The 18,693-nt window shown below is 75.3% G+C and carries 17 protein-coding genes; 8 read left to right on the top strand and 9 right to left on the bottom strand.

Going from position 1 to position 18,693, the window contains the following annotated elements:
* On the top strand, positions 1–878 hold an 878-nt coding region (locus ACFXAM_RS30185; RefSeq protein ID WP_380296021.1), incomplete at its 5' end, for a protein phosphatase 2C domain-containing protein.
* Positions 879–904: 26 nt separating this feature from the next.
* On the top strand, positions 905–1,507 hold the full coding sequence (locus tag ACFXAM_RS30180; RefSeq protein ID WP_380296019.1) for a DUF1707 domain-containing protein: 603 nt from the start codon (positions 905–907) through the stop codon (positions 1,505–1,507).
* Between the two features lie 49 nt (positions 1,508–1,556).
* On the opposite strand, the gene ACFXAM_RS30175 is transcribed toward ACFXAM_RS30180, so the two are convergent.
* Positions 1,557–2,168: a TetR family transcriptional regulator C-terminal domain-containing protein gene (locus tag ACFXAM_RS30175; protein ID WP_380296018.1), complete on the bottom strand. Its 612-nt coding sequence runs from the start codon at positions 2,166–2,168 to the stop codon at positions 1,557–1,559.
* A 143-nt stretch (positions 2,169–2,311) separates the two neighbouring features.
* On the opposite strand from ACFXAM_RS30175, the gene ACFXAM_RS30170 reads away from it, so the two are divergent.
* Positions 2,312–2,536, top strand: coding sequence for a hypothetical protein (locus ACFXAM_RS30170; protein WP_380296016.1), 225 nt, complete (start codon positions 2,312–2,314; stop codon positions 2,534–2,536).
* A 21-nt stretch (positions 2,537–2,557) separates the two neighbouring features.
* Here ACFXAM_RS30170 and ACFXAM_RS30165 read toward each other — a convergent pair whose 3' ends face one another.
* The 3 genes from ACFXAM_RS30165 to ACFXAM_RS30155 are packed head-to-tail and all read right to left on the bottom strand — an operon-like array spanning position 2,558 to position 6,052.
* Positions 2,558–3,601: an agmatine/peptidylarginine deiminase gene (locus ACFXAM_RS30165; protein WP_380296014.1), complete on the bottom strand. Its 1,044-nt coding sequence runs from the start codon at positions 3,599–3,601 to the stop codon at positions 2,558–2,560.
* A 28-nt stretch (positions 3,602–3,629) separates the two neighbouring features.
* On the bottom strand, positions 3,630–5,345 hold the full coding sequence (locus ACFXAM_RS30160; RefSeq protein ID WP_380296012.1) for an urease subunit alpha: 1,716 nt from the start codon (positions 5,343–5,345) through the stop codon (positions 3,630–3,632).
* The gene (locus ACFXAM_RS30155) at positions 5,342–6,052 is read right to left on the bottom strand and encodes an urease subunit gamma (protein WP_380296010.1); all 711 of its coding nucleotides are present in this window, start codon (positions 6,050–6,052) and stop codon (positions 5,342–5,344) included. The genes ACFXAM_RS30160 and ACFXAM_RS30155 overlap by 4 nt, the downstream gene beginning before the upstream one ends.
* A 427-nt stretch (positions 6,053–6,479) precedes the next feature.
* Here ACFXAM_RS30155 and ACFXAM_RS30150 point away from each other — a divergent pair, with 427 nt between their 5' ends.
* Together ACFXAM_RS30150 and ACFXAM_RS30145 are read left to right on the top strand one after the other, a co-directional pair.
* The gene (locus ACFXAM_RS30150) at positions 6,480–6,977 is read left to right on the top strand and encodes an ATP-binding protein (RefSeq protein ID WP_380296009.1); all 498 of its coding nucleotides are present in this window, start codon (positions 6,480–6,482) and stop codon (positions 6,975–6,977) included.
* Between the two features lie 343 nt (positions 6,978–7,320).
* On the top strand, positions 7,321–9,570 hold the full coding sequence (locus ACFXAM_RS30145) for a SpoIIE family protein phosphatase (RefSeq protein WP_380296007.1): 2,250 nt from the start codon (positions 7,321–7,323) through the stop codon (positions 9,568–9,570).
* A gap of 50 nt (positions 9,571–9,620) precedes the next feature.
* Here the strand turns inward: ACFXAM_RS30145 and ACFXAM_RS30140 are convergent, their stop codons facing one another.
* From ACFXAM_RS30140 to ACFXAM_RS30120, 5 genes are all read right to left on the bottom strand, one after another.
* Positions 9,621–10,661 (bottom strand): DUF2637 domain-containing protein, encoded by a 1,041-nt coding sequence (locus tag ACFXAM_RS30140; protein ID WP_380296005.1) that lies wholly within the window; start codon positions 10,659–10,661, stop codon positions 9,621–9,623.
* Positions 10,662–11,062: 401 nt separating this feature from the next.
* The gene (locus ACFXAM_RS30135) at positions 11,063–11,830 is read right to left on the bottom strand and encodes a hypothetical protein (protein WP_380296003.1); all 768 of its coding nucleotides are present in this window, start codon (positions 11,828–11,830) and stop codon (positions 11,063–11,065) included.
* A 275-nt stretch (positions 11,831–12,105) separates the two neighbouring features.
* Positions 12,106–12,978 carry a hypothetical protein gene (locus ACFXAM_RS30130; RefSeq protein ID WP_380296001.1) on the bottom strand — a complete coding sequence of 291 codons (873 nt, stop codon included), beginning with the start codon at positions 12,976–12,978 and terminating at the stop codon, positions 12,106–12,108.
* A gap of 219 nt (positions 12,979–13,197) precedes the next feature.
* Positions 13,198–13,797, bottom strand: a complete 600-nt coding sequence (locus tag ACFXAM_RS30125; protein ID WP_380296000.1) for an NTP transferase domain-containing protein — start codon at positions 13,795–13,797, stop codon at positions 13,198–13,200.
* A 102-nt stretch (positions 13,798–13,899) separates the two neighbouring features.
* On the bottom strand, positions 13,900–14,913 hold the full coding sequence (locus ACFXAM_RS30120; RefSeq protein ID WP_380295998.1) for a GlxA family transcriptional regulator: 1,014 nt from the start codon (positions 14,911–14,913) through the stop codon (positions 13,900–13,902).
* Between the two features lie 122 nt (positions 14,914–15,035).
* Here ACFXAM_RS30120 and ACFXAM_RS30115 point away from each other — a divergent pair, with 122 nt between their 5' ends.
* The 3 genes from ACFXAM_RS30115 (at position 15,036) to ACFXAM_RS30105 (ending at position 18,647) form a co-directional block, all read left to right on the top strand.
* On the top strand, positions 15,036–15,950 hold the full coding sequence (locus ACFXAM_RS30115) for an NAD-dependent epimerase/dehydratase family protein (RefSeq protein ID WP_380295996.1): 915 nt from the start codon (positions 15,036–15,038) through the stop codon (positions 15,948–15,950).
* A gap of 104 nt (positions 15,951–16,054) precedes the next feature.
* Positions 16,055–16,831 carry an HNH endonuclease family protein gene (locus ACFXAM_RS30110; RefSeq protein WP_380295995.1) on the top strand — a complete coding sequence of 259 codons (777 nt, stop codon included), beginning with the start codon at positions 16,055–16,057 and terminating at the stop codon, positions 16,829–16,831.
* A 157-nt stretch (positions 16,832–16,988) separates the two neighbouring features.
* Positions 16,989–18,647, top strand: coding sequence for an alpha/beta hydrolase (locus ACFXAM_RS30105; protein WP_380295993.1), 1,659 nt, complete (start codon positions 16,989–16,991; stop codon positions 18,645–18,647).
* Positions 18,648–18,693: the final 46 nt, after the last annotated feature.

The following is an 18,693-nucleotide window of genomic DNA, read 5'->3' as shown; positions in this document are numbered from 1 at the left end:
GGCCCACCTACGGCCCCGAGCCGACCGCCCTGCCCGAGGCCGACCCCGGCTCCCTGGGCGGCGTCGTCGCCGACACCGTCCTGGAGGGCGCCCAGTACGCCACCACCACCCTGCGGGCGGTCTCCGTCCGCGGCGACTCCGCCCGCTACCGGGGCGAGCCCCGGCGGGACGCGCTGCTGGTGACCCGCTTCGGGGAGGGGACCGACGGCCTGCTGCTCGCGGTGCTCGGCGGCTTCGACCACGCGGGACCGGCCGCCGGGGAGGTCGCCACCGCGGCCGCCGAGGCCTGCCGCCAGCTCGCCGGTGCGGTCGGCCGCAGCCGCCAGGGCCTGGCCGCCGACCTGCGCGACGGCGCCCGCGACCGGCTCCGCTACGGCCTGCAGCGGCTCGCGCTGAGCGCGGTCGCCCCGCTGCGCGCCCTGGTGCCGGAGCCCGCGCCGGACGGCGACGACGCCGAGCCGTCCCCCGCCTCGTTGCACTGCCTGCTGGTGTCGCTCGACCCGGCGGCCGGTTACCGGGCGGCGTTCGGGGTCGGCCCGGGCGGGCTGTTCCTGCTGCGGTCCGGCCACTGGATCGACGCGTACGCGGCCCGGCTGCTGCACCAGCCCGACGGCCAGCCGCCCGTGCCGGAGACTCCCGCGCCGGGCCCGCGCCCGTTCCGCTTCCGGATGGTCCCGGCGACCCCGGGCGACATCCTGCTGCTCTGCACCCCGGGCCTGTCCCGCCCGGTCACCGACGAACCGGCCGTCGCCCACTTCCTGGCCTCGCACTGGGCCCACCCCCACCCGCCGGGCACCGTGGACTTCCTCCGCCAGGTCCAGGTCCGCGCCAAGGGCTACACCGAGGACCGCACCGCCGCCGCCATCTGGACCGAGTAGCCCGCCCGCTGCCTGTCCTTGCGGTCATGACCGTCCAGCCGCCGGAGAACTCTCCGAGCCCCGTGCCCCCGGGCGGCCTCCGCGCCTCCCACGACGAACGGGAGGCCGTGGTGGCGCGGCTGCGCGATGCGGCGGCCGAGGGGCGGATCGACCTCGACGAGCTGGACGAGCGCCTGGAGCGGGCGCTGAGCTCGAAGACCCGCGGCGAGCCGGCCGTCCTGACCGCCGACCTGCCCGGGCCGGTTCCGTCGCAGGACCGGCCGCCGCTGCTGCTCAGGGGCGGCGTGCAGGGAGTGTCGCGCGGCCCCGGGCGCTGGGAGGTTCCCGGGCACGTGATCGCCCACGGAGGGCTGGGCGGCGTGAAGCTCGACTTCACCCGGGTCGAGTGCCGCCTCGCGGAGGTCGTGGTGGAGGCGTACGGGGAGATGGCCGGCGTCACGGTCGTCATCCCCGACACCTGGGCCGCGGACACCGGTGGCATCGATCCCGGCATCGGCGGCCTGAAGGACCGGACGACTCCCGACCGGCTCCCGGGCACGCCGCTGGTCCGGCTGACCGGATCCGGCGGAGTGGCGGGGGTGGTCGTCCGCCACCCCAACCGCCGGGAGCGGCGCAAGCCGCACGACTGATCCGGCGCACCGGCCCCCCGGTTCCCTGCGGACCGCCGGGCCCGCCGGCTCAGGCGGTCGGGCCGGAGCCGAGCAGGGCCGTGCAGGCGGTGGTGGCCAGGTGCAGGGCGCGGGGGCGGTCCGCGCCGGGCAGGCCGAGGGCGAGGGGGACGGCGAGGCCGTCGAGCAGGGCACGGATCTGGATCGCGCGCTCGGTGGCGTCGCCGGGCGCGAAGCGGGCCGCCGCGGCGCCCTCCTCGATCAGGGCGACCAGATCGGCCTGCCAGGGCGCCTCGATCTCCAGCTGTCCCCGCCGCAGCTCCTCGCTGGCGGGGGAGCGCCCCCACACCTCGACCCAGAGGATCCAGCGCGGGTCCCCCGGACCCTCCGGCAGGTACAGCGCGGTGTACTCCGCCAGCCGCTGCCGGACGCCGCGCCCGCACTCGGCGAGCATCGCCCGGCGGCGGGCGCCGAGCTGCTCCTCGCTCCAGCGCAGCGTCTCCAGCAGCAACTGGTCCTTGCTGCCGAAGTAGTAGAGCAGGTGCCCGGCGCTCATCTGGAGCTGCTTGCCGAGGCCGGCCATGGTGAGCTTGGCGAGCCCGTGCTGGGCGATCGCGGCGCGCGCGGTGGCGAAGACCTCCTCGCGCGGGCGGGCCGGTCGGCGCGGACGGGCGTCGGCCATCGGTGCTGCTCCTCGGGGCTCAAGGGTCCTTCACGATACCGGCCGTGGCCGGACGGCCACGGAGCGGGGCGGAGGGGGTTCGGCGCCCCGCTCCTGCGGGTACGAACCGGTCAGGACGTTCCCGACCCCCGGGGGTGGTGGCCATGGCCACGATGATCGCCCTGTTCGCCGGCCTCGCCCTCGTGGTGACCGCGCTGACGGTGTACCTGCACCGGCGCCGCAGCGGCCCGACCGAGAACCTCGACGGGGTGCTGGCCGAGCAGGAGCGGCTGGCCCGGCTCAGGGCCGTCCGCTCCTCCTGCAGCTCGATCGCGATGCACAGCTCCCACGGACTCACCACCGACGACCTGAGCCGGTACCACCGGTAGACCCGGTGGTACCGGGCGGGATCAGGCCTTCGGCTGCTGCTGGGTGATGCAGTGGATGCCGCCGCCGTTGGCGAAGATCTCGCGGGCGTCGACCAGCTCGACCGTGCGGCCGGGGTAGGCCTCGGCCAGGATCGCGGCGGCCTCCTGGTCGCGCGGGTCGTCGAAGGCGCACAGCACCACGGCGCCGTTGGCCACGTAGTGGTTGATGTACGAGTAGTCGACCGGCTCGCCCTCCTCGTCCAGCAGGACGGTGGGGGCGGGCAGTTCGAGGACCTCCAGCGGGCGGCCCCCGGCGTCGGTGGAGGCCCGCAGGATCGCCACCAGCTCCTGGCACACCGCGTGGTCGGGGTGCGCCGGGTCGGGCTGGACGTGCGCGACGACGACCCCGGGGCGGACGAACGAGGCGACGATGTCGATGTGGCCGCGGGTGCCGAACTCGTCGTAGTCGCGGGTGAGCCCGCGCGGCAGCCAGATCGCCTTGGTGGTGCCGAGGAAGGCGTGCAGCTCGGCCTCGACCTGCTCCTTGGTCCAGTCGGCGTTGCGGCCCTCGCCGAGCTGGACGGTCTCGGTGACGAGCACGGTGCCCTCGCCGTCGACGTGGATGCCGCCGCCCTCGTTGATGAGCTTCGAGGCGAACCGCCGGACCCCGGTCAGCTCGGCGATGTGCTCGGCGACGTGCTGGTCCTTGTCCCAGCGGGCCCAGGACTGCGCGCCCCAGCCGTTGAAGATCCAGTCGGTCGCGGCGAGGCCGCCCTCGCCGTCGACCAGGAAGGTCGGGCCGATGTCGCGCATCCAGGCGTCGTTCAGCGGGCGCTCGACGATCTCGACCTCGTCGGCGACGTACTTGCGGGCCTCGGCGGTCTCACCGGTGTTCACGACCAGGGTGACCGGCTCGTACCGGACGACGGTGTTGGCGACGGCGGCCCAGGCCTCGCGCGCCGCGTGCAGGTGCTCCGGCGTGTCGAAGGTCGGGTTGTCGGTCGGGAAGGCCATCCAGGTGCGGTCGTGCGGGTGCCACTCGGCGGGCATCCGGTAGCCGAGCGAGGCGGGGGCGGGGGTGGTCATCGCGGCGTCCTTCGGTGGAGCGGGAGGGTCAGAGGAAGTAGAGGCGGCTGAGCGCGACGCTGTCGGCGGGCTCGGAGCGCAGCGGGGCGCCGTCGAGCGAGACCAGGCCGGTCTCGGTGACGTCGACGCGGCCGACCCGGGCGTTGCGCACCATGTCGCGCGGGCCGATGCCGCGGGTGCCCCGGACGCCGACGCGCCGGCGCCGGGTGGGCAGGCCGTCGGCGGGGCGGTCGAGGTAGGCGCCGTCGGCGGCGGCCTGGGCGACGAAGGCGACCGAGATGTCGGCGGCGGTGGCCCCGTGCGCGCCGAACTGCGGGCCGAGCACGAGCGGCTCGCAGCGGTCGGTGGAGGCGTTGGGGTCGCCGACCACGCCGTAGGCGGGGAAACCGGACTTGAGGACCAGCTGCGGCTTGGCGCCGAAGTGGTCCGGGCGCCAGAGCACGATGTCGGCGAGCTTGCCGATCTCGATCGAGCCGACCTCGTGGGCCAGGCCGTGGGCGATGGCGGGGTTGATGGTGAGCTTGGCGATGTAGCGCAGCACGCGCTCGTTGTCGTCGCCGCCCTCGGTGGTGCCGTAGCCGCCGTCGAGCGGTCCGAGCTCGGCCTTCATCTTGCCGGCCATGGCGAAGGTGCGGCGCACGGTCTCGCCGGCCCGGCCCATGCCCTGGGCATCGGAGGAGGTGATGCCGATGACGCCCAGGTCGTGCAGGACGTCCTCGGCGCCCATCGTGCCGGCCCGGATCCGGTCGCGGGCCATCGCGGCGTCGCCCGGCAGGTCGGTCTTGAGGTCGTGCGCGGAGACGATCATGTCGAAGTGCTCGCCCAGCGCGTCCCGGCCGAACGGCAGGGTGGGGTTGGTGGAGGAGCCGATGACGTTCGGCACGCCCGCCATCTTGAGCACGTTGGGCACGTGGCCGCCGCCGCAGCCCTCGATGTGGAAGGCGTGGATGGTCCGGCCCTCCAGCACCTTGAGGGTGTCCTCGACGGACAGGCACTCGTTGAGGCCGTCGGTGTGCAGGGCGACCTGCACGTCGTACTCCTCGGCGACCCGCAGCGCGGTGTCCAGGGCGCGGGTGTGGGCGCCCATGTCCTCGTGCACCTTGAAGCCGGAGGCGCCGCCCTCCGCGAGGGCCTCGATCAGCGGGGCCTCGTCGGAGGAGGAGCCGCGGCCGAGGAAGCCGATGTTGACCGGCCAGGCGTCGAAGGCGTTGAAGGCGTGCCGCAGCGCCCAGGGGGAGTTGACGCCGACGCCCCAGACCGGGCCGAACTCCTGGCCGATGATCGTGGTGACGCCGGAGGCGAGCGAGGCCTCCATGATCCGCGGCGACAGCAGGTGGACGTGGGTGTCGATGGCGCCGGCGGTGGCGATCATGCCCTCGCCGGAGACGATCGTGGTCCCGGTGCCGACGACCACGTCGACGCCGTCCATGGTGTCGGGGTTGCCGGCCCGGCCGATCGAGGCGATCCGCCCGGCGACGAGGCCGATCGAGGTCTTCCGGATGCCCTGGACCGCGTCGATCACCAGGACGTTGCTGATCACCACGTCACAGGTGTCGCGGACGGCGGCGGGCCTGAGGTGCAGTCCGTCGCGGGCGGTCTTGCCGAAGCCGGCCAGGAACTCGTCGCCCGGCGCCTGGGAGTCCGACTCGACGCGGACGATCAGCCCGGAGTCGCCGAGCCGGATCCGGTCGCCGGCCCGCGGGCCGTGCACGGAGATGTAGTCGTGGGGGGTGATGGACGTCACGACTCGACCTCCGCGTCGTCGAAGTGGGTGAGGTAGCCGGTCGCGCGGGCCTTGGCCAGCGCGGCCTCCTTGGCGCCGGGGGCGTCCAGCGGGCCGTCGACCAGGCCGGCGAAGCCGATCGCGACCCGCTCGCCGCCGATCGGGACGAGGCCGACCTCGACGGTGGCGCCCGGGTCGAAGCGCACCGAGGAGCCGGCCGGGATCGCGAGGTGGGTGCCGTAGGCGGCGCCGCGGTCGAAGGCCAGGCGCGGGTTGGCCTCGAAGAAGTGGAAGTGCGAGGTGACCGAGATCGGCACCCCGGAGGTGTTGTGGACGGCCAGGACGACGGTCTCCTCGACCGGGTCGTAGCCGGCGCCGTCGCCGGGCAGCGCGCCGCCGGGGGCCGCGTCGCCGAGCGAGCCGGCGCCCCGGAACGGGTCGTTGACCACGGCGAGGCGGGTGCCGTCGTCGAAGACCGCCTCGACCTGGACCACGGTGACCACGTCGGGCACGCCGGGCAGCACGTCGTCGGCGGTGAGGACGGAGCGGCCGGCCTCGATGGCCTCGGCGAGGCGACGGCCGTCCCGGGCGGCCTCGCAGACGGTGTCGGCGATCAGCGCGGTCGCCTCGGGGATGTTGAGGCGGACGCCTCGGGCGCGGCGGGCGCGGGCCAGCTCGGCTGCTGTGAAGATCAGCAGCCGGTCCCGCTCGGTGGGGGTCAGTCGCACGGTTCCTCGCTCGCGGTCGCCGGGGGAGGGGGGTGAGAGTTGTTAGAACGGCGTTCAAACATCTCCGGTCATTGAACCCGGAGCCGCCCGCCCTGTCCAGCCTTGCCGCTCCCGCGGCGATCGGCTCGCCGACCGACCGGGCGCGGCGGCGCCGGCGGTCGAAAACCGCCCGTACGCTTCGCAAACCTGACCGCCGCGGGCAGTTGGATCACGCGAACCGCCCCGTGCCCCTTTCACCCCAGGTGATCGCCCGGGCACTGTTCCAAATGCCGAAAGCTGGGCATGAGGATGGTTGGTCAGTACCAAGGTGGCCGACCGGCCGGCGGGGGATCCGGCCCGGCGGCCCGGAACGAGGGCGGGGGCAGGGGTGATGGACGGTCAGTCGCGATTCCCGCGGCAGCGGACAAGTTCGGGCGGAGCCTTCCGGGTGACCGGAACCGGCCAGGGTGCCCCGGCGGGCACGGCCGGCCCCGTGCACACGGCCGGCCCGGCGGGCGCCACCCGGCCGGGCGTACCGGCGCCCGGGTGCGCGCTCAACCGCCGGCTCCACCTGGCGCTGGAGGCCGCCGACCTGGTCGGCGTCGGGGCGGTGCGCCGCCGGCTGCGCGCCGCGCTCGGCCTGTGGGGCGTGCCCGAGCTGGCCGACACGGCCGAGCTGCTCACCTCCGAACTGGTCACCAACGCGCTGCAGCACACCGGCCAGGGCGCCGTCTTCGACGCGGTGCTCACCGGCGACCAGCGGCTGCGCATCGAGGTCCAGGACGGCACCGCCCGCCTGCCCGGGCGCCGCCGCGACCAGGAGGTGGAGTACGCCACCTCCGGCCGCGGGCTGCTGCTGGTGGAGGCGCTCGCCGACTCCTGGGGGGTCCAGCTGCGGGGGGACGGCAAGGTCACCTGGTTCGAGCTGGGCACCGTCGACGCCTGAGGCCGTCCGGCCCCCGTCCGGCCCCGGGGCGGCCCCGTTTCCGTGCTCCGTCCGGGGCGCGTCGGCCCCGTTCGGTCGCCGTTTGCCGTACGGGCACTGTTCGCTGTCGAACGATGCCCGGAAGCGAAGGCGGAAGGCGAGATTTCCGGCCCGTTGCCATTGCCGCCGGGCCGAACATTGGCCAGGATGGTGGGAATGTGTGCCCACGTGCGAGAAGCGGCGGGGAAGGACCACCTCGACCACTGACCGCCCGTCGGCGCGCGACCGTCGAGCACCACCCACACACGCCACGCGGCCCGTCCGGACGGTCGGCGCGGTCCGTCACGGCAGCGGCAGGAGCAGCATGCCCACAGAGTCCGAGTCACCGGGGCCGGCCCTTCCTTCCGGTCCGTCCACGACCGGCTCCGGGCGGGCCAGACCCCCGGCGCAGGCGGCCCGGCGGCACGCGCTGCGCACCGCCCCCGGCCTGGCGGCCGGCCGGCTGGCACCGATGCTCTCCGGCGGCCTGCCGCTCTCCCCGGGCGACACCACGCCGGACTGGCTGGAGCCCGCGATGGCCGCCAACGGCATCGGCTCGTTCGACTGGGACATCCGCCGCGACATCCTGGAGGGCGACCAGCGCGCCTGCACCATCGTCGGGCTCGACGCCGTCGAGAAGGGCCGCTTCGACCGCTCCTCCGCCTCCTTCCTCGCCCTGCTCCACCCCGAGGACGCCCCCGTGGTGCGCCGCCGGGTCGAGCGCGCCGTCGCCGAGCTCGGCCAGTGCGGCGCCTACTACCGGACGGTCGGCCCGAGCGGCGCCATGCGGGCCGTCCGGTTCCGCGGCCGGGTCCTCGCCGACGCCTTCGGCCGGGCCTCCCGGATGGTCGGCTTCGTCTGGGACGCCACCGTCGAACTGCACAAGCGCGACCGCGCCGACCGGCTCGCCCTGCTGCGCGAGGAGCGCTCCCGCTTCATCAAGGAGGCCGCCCGCGCGCTCTCCGAGGCGGTCACCGTGCGGGACGTCGCCCGGGTCTTCACCGAGCTGCCGCTGCCCGGACTGCCGCCGGACGGCCTGGTCCTGGCCTCCTTCGAGGCCGGCCGGGTGCAGATCCTCGGCGCCTCCGGCTACCGCACCGACGAGCTGACCGGCTACGACCGCTCGGTGCTGCCGCCCAGCCACCCCGCCGCCGAGGCGCTGCGGGGCCGCGCCCCGGTGTTCTGCACCAGCCGCGAGGAGTACCGCGAGCGCTACCCCGACGTCTGGGAGCAGGCCCGCCGCACCACCCGCAGCTCCTGGGCGTTCCTGCCGCTGGTCGCCAGCGGCCGGGCGATCGGCGTCTGCGTGGTCAGCTTCGACGACGACCGCCGGCTCGACGCCGACGAGCGCACCCTGCTCTCCACCCTCGGCGGCCTGGTCGCCCAGTCACTGGCCCGGGCCCGGCTGCACGACGCCGAACACGAGCTGGCGGCCGGTCTGCAGCGCGTCATGCTGCCGCGCACCGTGCCGTCCGTGCCGGGCGTCACCACCGCCGTCCGCTACCTGGCGGCCGGCTCCGGCCTCCAGATCGGCGGCGACTGGTACGACGTGGTGCCGCTGCCCGGCGGTCACGTCGGCCTGGTGATCGGCGACGTCCAGGGCCACGACGTGCACGCGGCCGGCATCATGGGCCAGCTGCGGATCGCCCTGCGCGCCTACGCCGCCGAGGGCCACCCGCCCGCCGCGGTGATGGCCCGGGCCTCCCGCTTCCTCGCCGACCTCGACACCGACCACTTCGCCACCTGCACCTACGCCGAGGTCAACGTCGACTACGGCGTGGTCTACGCCGTCCGGGCCGGCCACCTCGACCCGGTGGTGCGGCGCGGCGACGGCACCGCCACCACCGTCCCGGTGGCCGGCGGGCTGCCGCTCGGCATCGCCCCGGACGAGGAGTACCGGGTCACCCGGTTCAGCCTCGACCCGGGCGAGACCGTGCTGCTCTGCACCGACGGCCTGGTCGAGGCGCGCGGCATGGACCTCGACGAGGGCATCGCCCGGCTCACCGCCGTGCTCTCCGAACCGCTCGCGGACCCGGCCGCGACGGGTCGCGACCCGCTGGACGACCTCGCCGACCGGATCGCCTCCCAGGCCGCCGATTCCAGCGAGCGCGAGGACGACATAGCGCTGCTCCTGCTGCGCTGGGACGGCCCCGAGGGCGGTCTGGCCGCCCAGCAGCTGCGCCGCCGGATCGGTCAGGCCGACCTCGCCCGGATCTCCGAGGTCCGTGCCGAACTGCGCGACGCGCTGCGCCGCTGGGGGGTGTCGGAGCTGATCGACACCGCCGAACTGCTCTCCTCCGAGCTGGTCACCAACGCCATCCGGCACACCGACCGGGACGCCATGTTCACCGCCCGCCTCTACCGGGAGCCGGTCGCGGACGGCGGCCGGGCGCGGCTGCGGGTCGAGGTGGAGGACGAGTCGGACCTCTGGCCGACCCGCCGCACACCGGGGGAGCAGGCCTCCTCCGGGCGCGGGCTGATGCTGGTCGAGGCGCTGGCCGACGGCTGGGGCGTGGAGCCCCGGGGGTCGGGCAAGCGGATGTGGTTCGAGCTCAGCGCGACGCCCGCGGAGTGACGCCCATGGAGTGACGGCCGGGAGCGGTGGCCGCGGACGCCGCCGGGGCGTCAGCCGAACTGCTGCTCCAGGTCCTTCAGCTTCTGCTCCAGGGAGTCCAGCCGGGGCAGCGGCGCGGTGGCCTCCTCCGTCGTGAGGTCGAGGGTGCGCCGCTCGGGCACGGCCGGCAGGCCGGCCTGGGCGACGGCGCCCCCGGCGGCGGGCCGCTCCGGCCCGCCGCCGTCGGGGGCCGCTATGACGGACTCCGGGCCGGACTCCAGCTGCCGGGCCGCCGGGGGCGCGCCGCCGCCACCGCGTTGGCGCCAGACGCTGTTGGTGCGGTTGATCGCCCGGATCTCGGCCCGCTCGCGGCGCCCCGCCAGCCTGCGGCGCTCCCTCTCCCGGGCCCGCTCGCGCTTGTCGTCGCGGACCTCGTCGACCGCCTCGTCCAGGCTGCGGACGTTCTCCAGCAGCATCAGCGACCAGGCGGCGTAGGTCTCGCGGGGCGCGCGCAGCCAGCGGACGATGCGGATCTGCGGCAGCGGGCGGGGGACGAGCCCCTGCTCGCGCAGTGCGGCCCGGCGGGTCTGCTTGAGCGCGCGGTCGAACAGCACCGCCGCCGAGAGCGACATCCCCGCGAAGAACTGCGGCGCCCCGGCGTGGCCGAAGCCGCGCGGGGCGTGCACCCAGTTGAACCAGGCCGAGGCCCCGGCGAACAGCCAGACCAGCAGCCGGGAGCCGAGCGCCGCGTCACCGTGGCTGGCCTCGCGCACGGCGAGCACCGAGCAGAACATCGCCGCGCCGTCCAGGCCGAACGGCACCAGGTACTCCCAGCCGCCGGACAGGTTGAGGTTCTGTACCCCGAAGCCGACCAGGCCGTGGAAGGAGAGCGCGGCGGCCACGGCCGCGCAGCAGAACAGCAGTGTGTACGAGGCCCCGCCGTACAGGGACTCCTTCCGGCGGCGGCGCTCCTCGGCCCGCTCCCAGGAATCCGCGGCGGCCCCGCTGCTCGCGGCCCCCCGGCTCCGGACCAGGGTCACCAGGAGCGCGCCGACCAGCAGCACCGCGACGCCGGTGACGGCCCAACCCAGCGGTATGTCGGACAATTTCATCGCCTGGACCAGCCTCGCTCTCCTGCGTCGCAATTCCCGTGCCGTGATGGCGGGGACCATCATGACGGATGCCCGGCCGGGGAATGACTGATTTCCTGTCAATGCACCGGGGAGGGGGATTTTTGGCGAGGGGTTAATCTTTTCATCGCATTAACGCAGAAAAAGGGGAGTCGGGAATTCCGGACCTCCGCCCGGCCGGTGGGGCGGAGGTCGGGCCGTCGCCGTGCGCGGCGTTCGAGGTGTGCGGGGGAGCGGGGCGCCGGGGCGGTGAATCCGGCGCCGGGCGCACAGGGCGCGCACTCCGGCGCGGCGGGGCCGCTCGCGCCGGGGCCGGCGGAAACCGGGAACGGCACGGCGAACCCGGCCGGGTCACTGCTCGACCCGGCCAGGTTAGCCTCACCTTAGCTGATCGGCCGCTGTGCCTGCCTCTCGCCGTGCTCGTCCGGGTGGGCGCCCGGTGTGCGCGCCGCGCCGAGCTGGCGGGCGAGCCAGACCGGCACGCCTCCCAGCGCCTGCACCAGCCTGGTCGCCTCCGCCCGCAGCCGCACGGCCTCGGCCGGCTCGGACACCTCGGCGAGCGCCGCCAGCGCCGGCGCCACGCCCACCGTGAAACCCAGCTGCTCGCGCAGCCGCAGCGAGGCGTCGAACCCCTCCCGGGCCCGCTCGTGGTCCCCGGCCGCGAGCGCCAGGGCGGCCAGGTGCCGCCAGGTCGAGGAGCGGAGCAACTCGTCGCCGCGTTCGCCCGCGCCGTCGTGGGCCCGGCGGTAGGCGATCCAGGCCGCCGTCGGATCACGCAGCAGGTTCTCCGCGACCAGCCCCCGCCGGAAGTCCAGCAGTGGCCGGCCCGGTGCGTCCGGCGGCAGCAGGGCCGAGGTGCGCCCGAGCGCGGCCTGGGCCTCGTCCAGCCGGTCGCGGGCGCCGAGCACGCTCGCCACGTACGCCAGGAAGCCGCGCGCGCAGGCCGCCGACGCGCGCTGTTCGGTGGTCGCCGCGACGGCCTCGGCCAGGCGCAGTGCCTGCTCGGCCTGGCTCCAGTTGGCCGCGGTGAACAGACACTGCTCGATCAGTAGTTCGGCCCTGACGAGCGCCGCCGTCGGGTCGCGCTCGGCGGCCGGCCGTAACAGTTCGGCGGCCTCCCGCCAGCACGCCCGGGACCGCAGCCGCCACACGGTGTCCCCCGGCTCCGGAGGCGCCGCCGGCCCCCGTGCGTCCCGGCCACTCGGGCCCCATCCGTGCTCCGACAACGCCACCTCCTTGTGTGCGCCATCCAGCAGGAAGCGGGCCCCTCCCCACTCGTGGCATGACGCGCCACAGGCCCGCGCTGTGGCGGCAATTCAACACGGGGGCGAGCTTGTGCACCAGATCACGAGCGGAGGTTGTTGCGTCCGGACGGGTTTTCTCCCGGATGATCAGCGGGCGACGGGCCGGGGAACCGGACGGGACCTCAGGATGTCCAGCCGGTCTCCATCAGGGCCTCGGCGGCGCCGTTCGCGGGCTGCGGCACACCCGCCAGGTCCAGGCTGAACAGCGCCACCAGCAGCTGTTCGCCGCGCACCGTGGCCTGGTGCGAATAGCCCGCAAGAGTGAACATCGCGGCGGCCATCTCCTCCGCGTGCAGGGTCTGCAGCCACAGGCACTCGACCGACTTCACATCGGCCGGCTCGGTCCAGGTGTCCACCTGCGCGACCATCCGGCTGCCCAGCAGGGTCACCCCGTCGCGTTCCTGGGCCTCGGTCAGCTCCAGGTCGTCGAAGCCCAGCCACTCCAGGTAGCGGGCCGCGGTGAACACGGCGTCCTGGGAGGTCCGCACCGGGTGCGGACGGAACGGCGCGCGCCGCCGCCACGGCGCGGCCGGGGCGCCCGTGCCCGCCCCCGCGGCCGGCGGGGCCGCGGCGGGCGCGTCCAGCGAGTGCGCGGGACGCACCGGGTGCGGGTGGGAGGCCCGCGGACCGGCGGCGGCGCCCAGCGGGCCGGCGGTGCCGCCGCCGCCCAGCCGGGTGGTGCGGTCCACCGGGAGCCGTACGGTGGCCCCGCAGTTGCAGGTGAACTCGGGCTGCGGCCACTGGTCGGAGCGCCCGCAGTGCGGACAGCGCATGCTCAGCCAGGAGTCCTCCCACGAGCGGAAGCGCACCTGCACCGGCACCCCGCCGCGCAGCAGCGGCACCTTGAGCGAGGCGCCGCACGGGCAGGGCAGCGACGGGGGTTCGTACAGGTGCTCCCGCCGGCAGGCGGGGCAGCGGATCGCCCGGGCGCCACCCGCCGCCGGGCCGCGTCCGGCCGGGTCGTGTCCGGTGAAGTCGTCGGGCAGTCCGGGCATCGCGGGCACCGTCCGTTCGCATCGGGGGTGGGTGACGTGTCCCATGCTCCCCGAAACCTGGGGGGTGCGGCGCGGAATGCGGCAATCCTCAGGGACGAATCAGGGGTGTGCGCTCGATCGATCGGCGGAGAGGAGGAGACGCCTCCCCCTCGGGCGGGAGCCGGGCCCTCCTCCCGGGCGAACGGAGGTGAACGCGTGCGGCCCGGTGCGGCCCGTGCGTCACTGCGCGCCCCACCGGGCCAGATCGTCCGGGGTGTCCAGGTCGTCCGGGGCGGCGACGTCGGCGCACTCGACCAGCGTGAGATCGTCCGCGTGCGCCGTCAGCAGGGCCCGCGCCCCCGTGTCGCCGTGTGCGCCCTGCGCCGCCTCGGCGAAGTGCCGGGCCCCGATCAGCACGGGGTGCCCGCGCCGGCCGTGGTACGCGGCGGCGGCCAGCTCCGCCCCGGCCCGGTGCGCGGCCAGCAGCCGGGCCACCGCGGCCGGGCTCACCCCCGGCGTGTCCACCAGCATCACCAGCGCCGCCGAGGACCGGGCGGGCAGCGCGGCCAGCCCGGTGCGCAGGGAGGAGCCCAGGCCGCGTTCCCAGTCCGGATTGGCCACCAGGCGGCAGCCCGGCAGATGGGCCGTCGAGCGCACCCGCTCCCGGTCCGCGCCCAGCACCACCGTCACCTCCCGGCAGCCGCCCGCCCGGACCACCGCCACCGCGTGCTCCACCAGCGGCCGGCCCCGGTAGCGGACCAGCGCCTTCGGCCGTCCGCCCAACCGCCGCCCGCCACCGGCGGCCAGCACCAGGGCGGCCACCGTCTCGCTCCGTTCCATGCGCCCAGCCTGCCCGCCCCGGCCGCCGTTGCGCACGGTCCGGCGCCGTCGGCCGTTCGCACGGTCCGGCACCGTCAGCCGTCAGCCGTCAGCCGTCAGCCGTCAGCCGTTCGCGCGGGCCGTCGGCCGGGTGAAGTGCGCGCGGTAGGCACGCGGCGTCATGCCGACCCGCTGGAGGAGGTGACGGCGCAACGAGTCGGGGGTGACGAAGCCGGTGCGGGCGGCGACCCGGTCCACCGGCAGGGCGGTGGACTCCAGCAGCTCCCGGGCCTGTTCGAGGCGCTGGGTGAGCAGCCACTGGAGCGGGGTGGTCCCGGTCTCGGCCTGGAAGCGGCGGTTGAGGGTGCGCACGCTCACCCCCGCGTGCGCGGCCAGCCCGGCCAGCGTGAGCGGCTCGGCGAGCCGGGTGAGGGCCCAGGCCCGGGTGGCGGCGAGCGAGCTGCCGTCCGGGGCGGCCACCGGGGTCGGCAGGACCTGTCCCTGGCCGCCGTCGCGGACCGCCGAGACCGCCGCCAGCCGGGCCACCGCGTTGGCCACCGCCGCGCCGTGGTCGGTGCGCACCATGTGCAGGCACAGGTCGATGCCGGCGGTCAGCCCGGCGGAGGTGAGCACCGGGCCGTCGTCGACGAACAGCGCCTGCGGGAGCACCCGCACCTTGGGGAAGCGGTGCTCCAGCGCGCCCGCCTGCACCCAGTAGGTGGTGGCGCTGTGCCCGTCGAGCAGTCCGGCCTGGGCGAGGACGAACGCGCCGGTGCAGATCGAGGCCATCCGCGCGCCCCGGGCGGCCGCGGCGCGCAGGGCGGCGAGGATCCGCTCGTCGGCGTCGGTGCGGGAGGCCGAGCCGGTCACCAGCACGGTGTCGGCGGTGGCGATCGCGTCCAGGCCGTGCGGGACGACGACCTGGAGGCTGCTGGTGCTCGCGACCGGACCGGGCTCGATCGTGCAGATCCGCACCCGGTAGGCCGGGCGGCCGTCCACCTCGGCGGAGCCGAAGACGATGTCGGGGATCGCGAGGTCGAAGGCGGTCACCGGGGGCACGGCGACGACCGCGACCCGGTGCCCGTCCGCGGACGGCCGTGCGGACGGGAGCGCGGGCGGGGGCGCGGACGAGGGCATGGCCAGAACCTCCGGAACCTTGGCAGCCGGAGCCCTGCCGCGCGGCGGGGCCCTGGCCGAGAGTTGATCACGGCGCCGCCCAGTCCGGCGTCACCACCCCTCAGGCAACCCGGGAGCCCCCCATGTCCTTCCACGTCGTCACCGGCGCCGGCCCGACCGGCACCGCCACCGCCCTGCGCCTGGCCGGGGAGGGCGAGCGGGTCCGCCTCGTGACCCGGCGCGGCAGCGGTCCCGAGCACCCCGGTGTCGAGCGCATCGCCGCCGACGCCACCGACGCCGACGCCCTCACCGCGCTGGTCGAGGGCGCCCACTCGCTGATCAACTGCGCGGCCCCGCCGTACCACCGCTGGCCGACCGGGTTCCCGCCGCTCGCCGCCGCCCTGCTGACCGCCGCCGAACGCTCCGGCGCGGGCTACGTCATGCTCGGCAACGTCTACGGCTACGGCCCGGTGGACGGCCCGCTCACCGAGGACCGGCCGGCCGCCCCGGGCAGCCGCAAGGGCGCCGTGCGGGCGGCCCTGTGGGCGGACGCGCTGGCCGCCCACGAGGCGGGCCGGGCGCGCGTCACCGAGGTGCGGGCCAGCGACTTCCTCGGCCGCGCGGCGACCTCGCTGTTCGCCCTCACCGTGGCGCCGGCCGTGGTGGCGGGCACCCCGGTCGGCTACCCCGCCGACCTGGACGCGCCGCACAGCTGGAGCTACGTCGGCGACGTGGCCGCCACCCTGGTCGCGGCCGCGCGCAACGAGGCGTCCTGGGGCCGGGCCTGGCACGTGCCCAGTACGAGCGAGGCCTCCGCCCGTGAGCTGTCCGCGCTGCTGGCGCAGGCGGCCGGAGCGCCGCAGCCGGCGCTCACGGCGGTCCCGGTGGCGGAGCTCGCCGGTTCGGGCGACGAGATCCTCGCCGAGGTCGAGGAGATGGCCTACCTCTACGACCGGCCGCTGCTGCTCGACTCGGCCCTCACCCGGCAGGTGCTGGGGGTGGCGGCGACGCCGCTGGGGACGGTGCTGGAGGAGGTCGTCCGGGACCTGCGGGTGTGAGCTTCGCCATGATCGAAATGCTCCGTGTTGTGGTGGCTTGACCACTCGCGGGGCGGCTGGTCTGCTGGTGCGCCGTCAGCCGCCCGCCCACCTGGGGAGTCCCCGTGCCCGCCCGTCGTCGCACCACCCTGTCCGCCACCGCCGTGGTCCTCCTGATATCCGCCGCGGTGCTGAGCAGTTGCTCGGACGACAAGAAGCCGGCGGGCGGCGGCGGGTCCGCCGGGTCCGGCGCGGCGGCCGCGGCGGGCCGGGGCACCAGCCCGCTGGAGAACCCCGACGGCACCAAGCCCGGCCTGGCGCCGCTGACTTCGGCCGAGGACCAGAAGGCCGGCCGTGAGCTGATCGCCAAGGTCTCCACCGCCGCGGCCGGGCCCAAGGACGGCTACGACCGCAATGAGTTCGGCCCGGCCTGGACCGACAACGTGGACGGCATACCCGGCGGCCACAACAACTGCGACACCCGCAATGACCTGCTGGCCCGCGACGGTTCGGCGGTGGAGCGCAAGGACGGCTCGACGTGCGTGGTCACCTCGATGACCATCCACGACCCGTACACCGGCAAGACGGTGGAGTGGGACAAGAAGCAGGCCTCGAAGATCCAGATCGACCACGTGATGCCGCTGTCCTACGACTGGCAGATGGGTGCCGCCAAGTGGGACAAGCTGAAGCGGGTGCAGATAGCCAACGACCCGCTCAACCTCATCCCGGCCGACGGCTCGCAGAACGCCTCCAAGGGCGACTCCGGCCCGTCCGCCTGGCTGCCGGCCAGCCCGGAGATCCGCTGCTCCTACGCGGTGCGCTTCGCCCAGGTGTCGCTGAAGTACCAGCTGCCGGTGACGGACGCCGACAAGAAGGCGATGCTCCAGCAGTGCGGCGGCTGACGGAACGCTGACGAACGGTGGGCGAACCCTCCGAGGAAACGTTTCCTCGGAGGGTTCGTCGCTCTTTGTCCGGAAGCGTGCACGGCCGGCGGGCCGCAGCGGGTGGGGCACCGTCAGCAGTGTGATCGTCAGGTGGTATTCGTGTGCGGTGCATTCGATGATCACCCGGTTCTCGCGACGCGCCCTGCCCGCCGTCGCCGCGGCCGCCCTGCTGGCCGCCTGCACCAGCTCGGGCGGCTCCACCGACGCGGCCCCCGGCACGCCGTCCACCGCCGCGACCACCACGCCGTCGCCCACCGACCCGGCGAGCGCCACCGCGGCCCCCGCCCCGACGCCCACGCCGACCGCCACGCCCACGCCGACGGTGAAGCCCACCGGCCAGGCGGACCCGGCCCTCCAGGCCTTCTACGGCCAGCAGCTCAGCTGGGCGGCCTGCGCGGACGACCCGAAGACCGCGAAGATCGACGAGTCGGCGGTGCAGTGCACCACCCTCAAGGTCCCGCTGGACTACGCCGACCCGGGCGCCGGCACCCTCGACGTCGCCGTGGTCCGCAAGCCCGCCGCCAAGCCCGACCAGCGGATCGGCGCCGTCGTCGTCAATCCCGGCGGCCCCGGCGGCACCGGGGTCGGCTTCGTCCAGCGCAACCCCGACTACTTCCAGAAGGGTGTCCGGGAGCGCTTCGACACCGTCGGCATCGACCCGCGCGGAGTCGGCGGCACCTCCCCGGTGAACTGCCTCGACGACAGGACCCGCGACGACTGGCTCGGCACCGACGACCCCGGCCCGGAGCACGGCAAGGTCCTCGCCGACGCCTGCCAGGCCAAGTACGGCAAGCTGCTGCCCTTCCTCGGCACCCGCGACTCGGTGCGCGACATGGACGTGCTGCGCGCCGCGCTCGGCGAGCAGAAGCTCACCTACTTCGGCCTCTCCTACGGCACCTACATCGGCAGCGTCTACGCCGAGGAGTTCCCGGACCGCGTCGGCCGGCTCGTCCTGGACGGCGCCGTCGACCCGTCCCTGCCGCTCGCCCAGCACAACATCGAGCAGTACGCCGGGTTCGAGCGCTCGCTCAACGCCTTCGCCGCGTACTGCGCCAAGAAGTCCTCCTGCCCGCTCGGCAAGGACCCCGACAAGGCCGCCGGCAAGCTCGCCGACTTCCTCGACGGGCTCAAGCAGAAGCCGCTCACCACGAGCACCGGCCGCGTCCTCACCAGCACCCTGGCGTGGACCGGCGTGATCGAGGGCCTCTACGGCGACGAGAGCGCCTGGGACCAGCTGCGGACCGTGCTGACGCAGGCCATGACCAACGGCAAGGGCGACCTCCTGCTCGGCTACGCCGACTCCTACAACCGGCGCGACAAGGACGGCCACTACAACGTCTCCGCCGACGCCTACACCGCCATCCACTGCGCCGACGGGGCGACCGACGTCCCCACCGGGGACGCGCTCCAGGCCGCCTACGCCGACCTGGCCGCGAAGGCCCCGCTGATCAGCCGGCACGACCCGAGCGGCGCCGTCTTCGACCCGGACTGCCGGACCTGGCCGTTCCGTTCGGCCGAGCGCTCGCACCCCATCGCCTCCAAGGCCCAGGCGCCGATCGTCGTGGTCGGCTCCACCGGCGACGCGGCCACCCCGTACGCCAACGCCGAGAAGCTCGCCGCCCAGCTCGGCAACGCCGTGCTGCTCACCCGCGAGGGCGAGGGGCACACCGGGTACGGCTGGAGCGCCTGCATCCGGACCGCGGTGGACGCCTTCCTGCTGGAGGGCGCCGCGCCGGCCGCCGGGACGCGCTGCGCGAGCGACCCCGCGCAGTGAGCCGCCGGCAGCCCTGATGCGACACAACGGCGGGGCGCGCCACGGT

Source organism: Kitasatospora sp. NPDC059462, assembly GCF_042749955.1.
Classification (GTDB): Bacteria; Actinomycetota; Actinomycetes; order Streptomycetales; family Streptomycetaceae; genus Kitasatospora.
This window is presented reverse-complemented; position numbering and strand designations above follow the sequence as displayed.